Raw genomic sequence first — 7,962 nt, forward strand, 5'->3', positions numbered from 1 at the left:
AAGTAGAGCAAATCTGCTCTGCTTCAAGCGACAACTATCCTGAAAATTACCGGTAGTATTATAACATACTCATTTTTAGTGTTTACTTTCGAACAGTACTAATCCAATAATGCTGCAAGCAACTTTAAGTCATAACAGGGAAATCCACTCCATCCATTTGGATGACTAATTGTTGAGTACATGCAGTTCCCTCAGCGGGGGGGGTATGGTTCATTACATTGGAGTCATATAATTAATTGAGAATTAATAAAACCATCAAAATTAATCCCCACAGCCCCAGCCCCATCATAAACCCAGTACAAAATTGCAGAACGTTCACTTCTCTAACTCCTATGGATTATTGTAATGGCTACTGTAACTACTTCCGTTATAAAGGCCGACACCTCTGGAATTTCCATGAATATAAACATTATAAGCAAAATATAGGAAGCCAGATAAAAACCCTGAAATAACTCCCAAATAAAACCATGGCTTCCTACATTTCATTTTATTACCCTATGTCGATTTCTTTCGTTAATTGAATAATTTGATTTTGAGTTGCTTTAGAGTAATTATTGGAAGAGGCACCGTCAAGTTAACTTTTGCTTTATACTGTTACTCATTTAAAGGGAGTTCACAATGTTGTGATGGAAACCGAAAAGATACCGTTACTCCTTGGAACGGACAAGCATTGCAGTTTGACGCCATACTAAGATTTTTTGAATCAATGTTTTTTTATAACAGAGCGCTTTATTGAGCTGATAAAAAGACTCTTAAGTATACGATAATTATTTAACTGTGAAATATATTTTCAATATTTTGTGAGTGTGTATTTATGCAAATGAAATCTTCCGCTTTTTTCGCTTTTAGCTTATTAGCTTCTAATATTTATGCTAATACAGTGGAAGAGCAAGCACAATATTGCCGTAATGCCGGTGGAACGGTGGAAACTATGACGGCAGAATTTTTAACGCCTAAGGGCTATGTACAAGGGCAGTCTAAAACGTTCTGTAATTTCTTTGCCGATAACGGTTTTATTGCTATCGGTTTAGAAACGTTTTCTTCTGATAAGCCAAGTATCGCCGCCACGTTTATTAAAAAAATGCGCCCGATTAATGATGATTCCCCTATATTGAAAGGAGAGTTTACCAATCCTTCCCATAATGTATGTAAAAATATTGGTGGTACAGGTATTGGATTTATTACCAGCGGTGGATTCTCTAATTCTTTAGGTGAGACGGATATATGTGTCTTTGGTGATGGGTCGATGGTCAGTGGTTGGTCTTTGATTTATATGGCAAATCATCGTGATGGTTACGATGCGGTTAAAGAGCAAGTTCGTGCGGAGCCTATGGATATCCCTACTCCTTAAAGAGAGTTAGTTATTAGCGAAGGTTAACCTGGTTGCGCATAACCAGGTTAACGGCACAGTCAACTTGATTTTGAGTTGGGCGGCTTTGTTTCTTCGTTCAACAGTTGCGACTATAAATTTCAACGGATTAAATAGCAATCGGAATTGTTGAAATATATCTTTGCACTCAGATACGTTACAATTACCAGTTCACGACATCTTTTGACGAAATACCATGCAATCAAATCTGAATATATTGATGGCGCAGATTAATCCAACAGTTGGTGCAATCAAGTCTAATGAAACTAGAATTATTGAGATCATAGAAGCACAGCAAACTCATCATGATTTAATTATTTTTCCAGAATTAGCGCTTTGCGGCTATCCTCCAGAAGATCTTTTATTGCGCAATGAGTTTCACCAGGCAATTAAAGAAAGTATGGAGCGTATTCAGGCAGCATCTAAAGAATGTTATGTGGTGCTTGGTCATCCAGCTGTCGAAAAAGAAGCATGCTATAACAGTGTCAGTATTCTGCATTTAGGACAAAAAATTAGAGAATATCATAAACAGAATTTACCTAATTATGATGTATTCGACGAAGCCCGATATTTTACCCCCGGAAAACAAGACCCCTGCACTTTAACGATAAAAAATTACAAATTAGGAATATGCATTTGTGAAGATTTATGGCAACCCGGACCCGTTGATGATTTAATTGATGCGGGTGTATGCGCAATAATAAGCATCAATGCCTCTCCTTTTGATTGTTCGAAATATTCAAATAGAGAAACCTTGTTAAAATCCTATTCAAGACAAGGTATTGCCATGATCTATGTCAATCAGATTGGCGGCCAGGATGAACTGCTCTTTGATGGGCAATCGTTTGCTTTAGATAAAACAGGGGCCATATGCGCCCGCTCCCTTGCGTTTGAGGAAGATTTACGCACTATCCAGTTGAGCAATGAGGGGATTACAGGAACAATAACTCCTCTTCTTTCCCTACCAGCATTGCTCTATAAAGCCTTAGTCCGCGGCACCAAGGATTATGTTACAAAAAATAATTTTCCAGGTGTCTTGTTAGGTTTATCTGGTGGTATTGATTCGGCCCTGACTTTGGCTATTGCAGTTGATGCATTAGGGGCTGACAAAGTGCATGCGGTAATGATGCCCTCGCGTTTTACTGCATCCATTAGCAAAGAAGATGCGCTACAACAATTAAATGCCTTGAATGTGACTCATACAACCCTCTCCATTGAGCCAACATTTGAAACTATAATTTCGACTTTAGATCCGATTTTTAATGGTTTGGCAGCAGACACAACTGAAGAAAATATTCAAGCCAGAATCAGAGGCTTATTCCTTATGGCTATGTCCAATAAATCAGGCAAGATGGTTCTGACCACCAGCAACAAAAGTGAAACCGCGGTTGGCTACGCGACCTTATATGGCGACATGGCTGGAGGCTTTTCGGTATTAAAGGATGTGCTGAAAACGCAGGTGTATGAATTAGCTCATTACAGAAACAGCATATCCGCAATAATCCCCGAGCGTGTTATAACAAGGGCTCCCTCTGCTGAACTTAGAGAAAATCAAACAGATCAGGACAGCTTGCCTGACTATTCAATCCTTGATGAAATAATTGTTGCCTATATGGAAAAACGCTTGAGCATCAATGAAATTATCAGCAAGGGATTTAAGCCCGATGAGGTAGAGCAAGTCATAAAACTAATAAAACGCAACGAATACAAACGCCGCCAGTCTGCTCCAGGGATAAAAATAAGTCCCATAGCATTTGGAAAAGACTGGCGTTATCCGATAACTAATGGCTTTTAGTTAACAGGATGGGGCTGGGCCTGTATGTTCTGCTACCTCTTGCACAGCCCTCTCTTTGACCGAAGACTCTTTTGATTTATGACCCAGTGATTTAGCTACCGAACTGAATAAATCCAGGTTAAGTCTACCGGGAGCAATAAGAGTCGAGGGTGAATCGGACAAGATTTCAGCTTCATCCTTTACTCCTTCGCTTTTCTCTGTCTGTTTTTCCTTTCTTGAAGGATCCAGACACCTTGCAAGGTCAGCAAATAAACTCATATCCAGTTTGTTAGGTCTCACTTCAACCTGTTCAGATATCTCGGTATCCGGCTGCGCTTCGCTACCAGGATGCATTCTTTTTTCCAGACACATTTTCAATTGAACCTTGAAATCCTCCCGGCCAATTGCTTTGGCAGTATTTACATACAATAAATAAGACCTTAATTTATAAAAATGCTCTTCAGTCAGCGAAGCTTGCCCTGATAGCCAGCTAGACAATTTGGGATATCCATCTAGAAGAATAGTTTTTGCATTCCCCAAAGCATTTATCCATGAAAGCGAGTAACGACCATTTTGCCCACGTAAGACAAAAACATTCAGATGATTTTGGCGAGCCAAGTCTTTATTATTCAGCTCTTTTTGAGTTTTGTGATCTCTAGGATTAACTAATACTTGAACTCTATCAAGAAACAAATCTCTGGCTTTAACACATTCTTGTTTTAAATGTCTTTGCGTGATTGCTTTAAAACTATTCAAATCAGCAGATTTTTGGCTATCCAGCAACGTAATTAGCTCTTCACCCGGTGTAATGGCATAAGCTTTACCCAAGACATCAACCCAATGCAAATTCCAAAGATTATTGTGTTTCGTTAAAGAAAATTGAATTGTATTTGGCGAAATCAACGCAGATTTTTTTGCCATATCCAGATTATTAGCTATGAGGACGTTATCAACTATTCTTTGATTACTTTGTTGTGTTTGCTTCAGTTCCTGTTCTTTGCTTTCGATGAGTTTACGATTTGCTTTATATAATTGCATAAAGGAAGAAATATTTTCTTTTATTAGCTCACTGACCCGTACAATAACTCCATGACGGATTTCATCAGTTAAAGGCTCGTATCCAGGGAGGCTATGAATGAGCTCATCAATAAAATAATAGTTAAATGAGCCGTGATGCCATTTACCTGAATCGATTAAAATCTTGAATTCCTGCAATCGAGTGTAGGCATCCGGGAATTTTTCTATGCTCTGAATAGCTAGATCTATTTCGTGACCACGAACTCTGGAATACTGATAAAACCATCCGGTTATCCAGGATTCAATCGGTTTATTATATCTGTTTCTGGCGCTTTCAATTATTTTAACTAACGCCGCCTGCCCAGCTTCCGATTCGTCAGCCACACGACTCATCAATTTATCAACAACCAAACTTAAATGATCGATAATAATCAGCTGCTTTTTACCACCGTTCTTGTGAGGCATATAAAAACTCCTTTTTCATATCCATCTTTTATCTTACCTCAATAATATTTTTATACAAGTAACAAAATCCTTGAACTCATTTAATTATTTAAATGATCTAACCGTTCAAAGCATTACAGAAGGCTTGCAAATTCAGAGTAAATCGCTAACATGGCTTAGTTAAAAAATAATAATAATAAAAGGGATGTCATGAGAATTTTACTACTTTCTGCTGTTTTCTTGGCTACTGGCATTGCTTCAGCAGCAACACCAGTTGATGGCTGGTATACCAGCGTATTTGGCGGCTACACCTATATACCCGGTAATATCGATGTTTATGATGGCTATCATATACTTAGAAATGATTCACGTTATCGAAACGGTTATAACGCCGGTGGACGTATAGGGTATAAAAGTAATCCACTACGATATGAAGCGGAATATACATACCTGCATGGAAGCCTGAAAGACTTCAGGATTCATCATATAAACCAAAATAACGTATCCGGTTACACTTCAGGCAATTTTTTAATGGCGAACGTTTATTATGATTTTCCTGAAATGTTGCCCGAAATATCGCCTTATTTAGGATTTGGTATTGGTTATGCCTATCTACAAGCAAGTCTCTCCAGTACCGGGCCTTTAACCAGCAGTTTTTATTCAGTAAATGACAGTGCGTTTGCTTATCAGGGAACAGCGGGACTCACTTATAATTTCGCAGAAAATTATGCAGTCAATCTGGCTTATCGATATGCTGCTACCGATAAACCCAGTGGATTTGGGACTAGCTTCCAGGCACATATTGCCAATTTCGGAGCGATTTATCGTTTTGATCAGGGAAATTATAAGTAAGGATTTATTTTAATGAAGCAGTTAATTAAACTTGGTTTACTAACGAATCTGTTATTAAGTAGCTCGGCCTTTGCTGTAAATCCTGAGTCCGGATTTTATCTTGGGCTGCTGGGAGAAGTGAGCACTGGACCGACCGATTATCAACTTTCCTTTACAGACCGGACTACTGGTAATGTATATACTGGTACAGTAAATAATAGCCGGATAGGTGGTGGCGGTGGTGCCATGCTCGGTTACCGCTACTATAATTTCAGAATCGAAGGCGAGTTTCTATATAACAGATACAGTTCCGGCTCAATTAGAAACAATGATTGCATTTTATACAGTCCGGTCTCTAACTCATCAATATGCGGCGCACATTCGAACCTGGGTTTTAGCGGCAGTGTTGCAGCCATGTATGGGTTGGCAAACGTCTATTGGGATTTTATCAATTACGAAAGTGACAATGGCTCTGTATTCCCTTACGTTGGGCTAGGTGTAGGTCATGCTCGAGTTACCACTAGGGGAGAAATAGTCAAAGATTATTATTTTGTAAACACAAAGACGTCAAAAGGTACAAGCAATACATACAGCAGTAACGCCGCTCAAGGTATTCTTGGAGTAGGACTGTTTATGGATGACTTCACCTGGGCTGGAATGGATTATCGTTATCTGACGACTAATACCTTAAAAGACTTCGGTAACAAGCGCTATGCCATCAATTCACTCAACTTTACCGTAAGTCTCTCTTTTGATAAAAGCCGAACCTAGGTTCTGGCGTACGGCTTACCTTGTGGCTCTTGCCACAAGGTAACGAATAACACCATTATCATCGGTCCGACAAATAACCCCAGCAAGCCTAATGTTTCAACCCCTCCCAATATGCCAAATAGAACAGCCAGGAAAGGCAATTCAATAGCGCCGCCAATAAGCACCGGTTTGATAAAATGATCGGCAACAAACATAACCAGCGTGCCCCAGACAAGAACGATAATAGCACTGATCAAACTACCGACTGAGAGCAAAATTAAAGCAACAATAATAAATACAATAGGTACAACAAAGGGAATCATTGCAGCCAAAGCCGTAATAAAGCCGGTCAATGTCGGGGCAGGGAAATTAACCAAAGCATAACAAATCCCCATTAAAATACCCACGCCGATACCAACAACGATGGTGCCGTTAACAGTGGCTCTTAATGCCCTGGGCAATCTGTCGGAATAACGAAACCAACGCTCGCCTAAACAATATTCTCCGATATGGTGGACCTGAAGAAGTAATTTATCGCCATCCCTGTAGAAAAAAAACAGAGTTAATAAGGTGAATCCAACCTGAAAACTACGATGCGCCAGATTGACCCCAATTTGCTTTATGTAATAGCTTGCTGGAGTTAAAGTAATATGCAAATTAGATAAAAAATCTTTGATATTTCCTGGTTGTCCAATATTTTTATCCCAATATTGAACCAGGTCATTTCCAACAAAAGGAAGATTTTTAAAAAACTCCGGTGCGGCACCACCGTCTTTATTAATTTGCTGTAAAAAGTTAATAAACAATTGTGATTCTTTTATGAGGATGCCAACCAGCCAGCTCAAGGGAAGCAGAAATAATAATCCCATAAGCGTGGTAAATAAAAATGATGCCAGATCATCTCGACCACCGAAAAAAGTACGCCACTTTGTATACAGCGGGTACGTCGCAATCACAATAATGGCAGCCCAAACCATGGAAGGTATAAATTTATGAACAATAAAAAGAGAAAGGAGTACTATTCCAACAGTTAATCCCATACTAATAAGTTCTTTATGATTTTCGTTCATCAGGAGAAACTCCACGCGAGTACTTGCATTATTAACCAGGCTGGCACCGCGGCACCAACATCATCCAGCATAATACCTAATCCACCATGTACTTTTTGATCCAGATATCGAATAGGTTGTGGTTTCCAAATATCAAAAATACGAAAGAAGATGAACCCCAGCACCATCCATGCACCCCCTTTAGGCGCCAGAAACATAGTCAAAAGATAGCCAACAACCTCATCCCAGACAATGCCTTTGTAATCGTGCATCCCTAAATCTTTGGATACTTTATCACTAACCCAAACGCCCAATGCAAACGCCATTATCGTAAGAATAAGGTAAACACTCCAATGAGCATCCATCATGAGTAGATAAAGTGGCAATGCGGCTAAAGTGCCCCAGGTTCCTGGAGCAACAGGCATAAGCCCGCTTCCAAATCCAAAAGCTATAAAATAGATTGGATCTTGCCATACTCGATTTGCTAAAGGTACTTGATTCATAAATTATCGTTCCAGTTATCTAAACAAGAGTGATTGCCAAACAGTGTCTTTTTCAAAATTTTAACAGCATATAATGCGTGCAGAATCATATTCTATCGTTCATATAGCCAATTTAAGATAAAGTAACCTCTCAATAATCCGGAACATTTGCCCTACTCCGGAACACCATTCCTGGATACCGCGGTCAAGCCGCGGTAATTCGGTACAGTAGGTTTATCCCAATTT

Annotated in this window: 7 protein-coding genes; 4 read left to right on the plus strand and 3 right to left on the minus strand. The window is 39.3% G+C overall.

Going from position 1 to position 7,962, the window contains the following annotated elements:
• Positions 1-814 precede the first annotated feature (814 nt).
• On the plus strand, positions 815-1,351 hold the full coding sequence (locus Q0495_RS05410; RefSeq protein ID WP_298623914.1) for a hypothetical protein: 537 nt from the start codon (positions 815-817) through the stop codon (positions 1,349-1,351).
• Positions 1,352-1,565: 214 nt separating this feature from the next.
• On the plus strand, positions 1,566-3,164 hold the full coding sequence (locus Q0495_RS05415; RefSeq protein ID WP_298623916.1) for an NAD+ synthase: 1,599 nt from the start codon (positions 1,566-1,568) through the stop codon (positions 3,162-3,164).
• On the opposite strand, the gene Q0495_RS05420 is transcribed toward Q0495_RS05415, so the two are convergent.
• Positions 3,165-4,625 (minus strand): hypothetical protein, encoded by a 1,461-nt coding sequence (locus Q0495_RS05420; RefSeq protein WP_298623918.1) that lies wholly within the window; start codon positions 4,623-4,625, stop codon positions 3,165-3,167.
• Between the two features lie 189 nt (positions 4,626-4,814).
• On the opposite strand from Q0495_RS05420, the gene Q0495_RS05425 reads away from it, so the two are divergent.
• Together Q0495_RS05425 and Q0495_RS05430 are read left to right on the plus strand one after the other, a co-directional pair.
• Complete coding sequence (locus tag Q0495_RS05425; RefSeq protein ID WP_298623920.1) at positions 4,815-5,456, plus strand: outer membrane beta-barrel protein; 642 nt, start codon at positions 4,815-4,817, stop codon at positions 5,454-5,456.
• 12 nt (positions 5,457-5,468) lie between these two features.
• Positions 5,469-6,206: an outer membrane beta-barrel protein gene (locus Q0495_RS05430; RefSeq protein WP_298623922.1), complete on the plus strand. Its 738-nt coding sequence runs from the start codon at positions 5,469-5,471 to the stop codon at positions 6,204-6,206.
• On the opposite strand, the gene Q0495_RS05435 is transcribed toward Q0495_RS05430, so the two are convergent.
• Both Q0495_RS05435 and Q0495_RS05440 read right to left on the minus strand, forming a co-directional pair.
• The gene (locus Q0495_RS05435) at positions 6,203-7,255 is read right to left on the minus strand and encodes an AI-2E family transporter (protein WP_298623924.1); all 1,053 of its coding nucleotides are present in this window, start codon (positions 7,253-7,255) and stop codon (positions 6,203-6,205) included. The genes Q0495_RS05430 and Q0495_RS05435 overlap by 4 nt on opposite strands.
• A complete protein-coding gene (locus tag Q0495_RS05440; RefSeq protein WP_298623926.1) occupies positions 7,255-7,737 on the minus strand; it encodes a phosphatidylglycerophosphatase A in 483 nt (160 codons plus the stop codon). Before Q0495_RS05440 ends, Q0495_RS05435 begins: the two co-directional genes overlap by 1 nt.
• Positions 7,738-7,962: the final 225 nt, after the last annotated feature.

It is taken from the genome of uncultured Legionella sp. (assembly GCF_937871865.1).
In the GTDB taxonomy this organism is placed as follows: domain Bacteria; phylum Pseudomonadota; class Gammaproteobacteria; order Legionellales; family Legionellaceae; genus Legionella.

What these genes read in the sequence shown, in the direction of transcription:
- Q0495_RS05425 (WP_298623920.1), top strand. Translation starts at nt 4,815, where the DNA reads ATGAGAATTTTACTACTTTCTGCTGTTTTCTTGGCTACTGGCATTGCT.
- Q0495_RS05430 (WP_298623922.1), top strand. Translation starts at nt 5,469, where the DNA reads ATGAAGCAGTTAATTAAACTTGGTTTACTAACGAATCTGTTATTAAGT.
- Q0495_RS05420 (WP_298623918.1), bottom strand. Translation starts at nt 4,625, where the DNA reads ATGCCTCACAAGAACGGTGGTAAAAAGCAGCTGATTATTATCGATCAT.
- Q0495_RS05435 (WP_298623924.1), bottom strand. Translation starts at nt 7,255, where the DNA reads ATGAACGAAAATCATAAAGAACTTATTAGTATGGGATTAACTGTTGGA.
- Q0495_RS05440 (WP_298623926.1), bottom strand. Translation starts at nt 7,737, where the DNA reads ATGAATCAAGTACCTTTAGCAAATCGAGTATGGCAAGATCCAATCTAT.
- Q0495_RS05415 (WP_298623916.1), top strand. Translation starts at nt 1,566, where the DNA reads ATGCAATCAAATCTGAATATATTGATGGCGCAGATTAATCCAACAGTT.
- Q0495_RS05410 (WP_298623914.1), top strand. Translation starts at nt 815, where the DNA reads ATGCAAATGAAATCTTCCGCTTTTTTCGCTTTTAGCTTATTAGCTTCT.